This is a genomic window from Vibrio sp. Vb0304 (assembly GCF_033338995.1).
In the GTDB taxonomy this organism is placed as follows: domain Bacteria; phylum Pseudomonadota; class Gammaproteobacteria; order Enterobacterales; family Vibrionaceae; genus Vibrio; species Vibrio alginolyticus.
In genome coordinates, this window is record NZ_JAWOTT010000221.1 from 1 (window position 1) to 1196 (window position 1196).

Here is a 1196-nt window from a genome sequence, read left to right on the forward strand (position 1 = left end):
ACTCGTCTGTTTATCCCCATGATCAGTACGATTACTTCACTTTAGGCTAGGTTATGAGCGCAGAAAAACTATATATAGAAAAAGAGCTTAGTTGGTTATCTTTCAATGAACGAGTGTTACAAGAAGCGGCCGACAAAACCGTTCCGTTGATCGAGCGTATTCGTTTTCTTGGGATCTTTTCCAACAACCTCGACGAATTCTACAAAGTGCGCTTCGCTGATGTGAAACGTCGTATTTTGATCAACCAAGAGCGAGGAGGGAGTGACAACTCCAAGCGTCTGTTGAGTAAGATGCAAGCCAAAGCCCTTAAGCTTAACGAACAATTCGACGAACTTTACAGTGAATTAATTAGAGAAATGGCACGGCGTCGCATTTTCTTGGTCAATGAGCATCAACTCGATGAAGCGCAGGAAAAGTGGATCACCAAATACTTCCGCAAAGAAGTCATGCCACATATCACGCCTTTGTTGATGAAAGATGAAATCGACGTGCTGCAATTCCTCAAAGACGAATACGCTTACATCGCCGTCGAACTGCGCAAAGAAGACCACTCTCAATACGCTCTCATCGAAATTCCAACCGACCACCTGCCACGCTTCGTGATGGTGCCAGAGCAAAAAGGCAAACGCCGTAAGACCATCATCCTGCTTGATAACATCATCCGATACTGTTTAGACGAGCTTTTTAAAGGCTTTTTCGACTATGATGAGCTCGCAGGCTACGCGATGAAAATGACGCGTGATGCAGAGTACGACTTGCGTAATGAAATCGAATACAGCTTGCTAGAGCAAATGTCAGCAGGTGTAAACCAACGTTTAACCGCCATGCCAGTACGCTTTGTGTATGAGCGTGAAATGCCGCAAGAGATGCTCGACTTCTTGTGCAGCAAACTAAGAATTTCCAATTACGACAACCTAATTCCAGGTGGACGCTACCACAACTTCAAAGATTTCATCGCTTTTCCAAACGTCGGGCGAGAATACCTCGAAAACAAACCTATGCCACCAATGAAGTGTGCAGACTTTGAAGGTTACGCCAACAGTTTCGAAGCCATCAAAGCCAAAGACATTCTGCTCTACTACCCTTATCACACCTTTGACCATATTGGTGAATTGGTTCGCCAGGCATCCTTTGACCCGAAAGTGCTCAGCATCAAAATTAATATCTACCGCGTAGCCAAAGACTCTCGCTTGATG

General features: G+C 44.9%; 1 protein-coding gene. It reads left to right on the forward strand.

Annotated features, from left to right (window positions below; genetic code table 11):
- Nucleotides 1-53 precede the first annotated feature (53 nt).
- Nucleotides 54-1196, forward strand: a 1143-nt coding sequence (locus tag R7P35_RS25145) for an RNA degradosome polyphosphate kinase (protein WP_318093121.1), incomplete at its 3' end; no start/stop codon positions are given.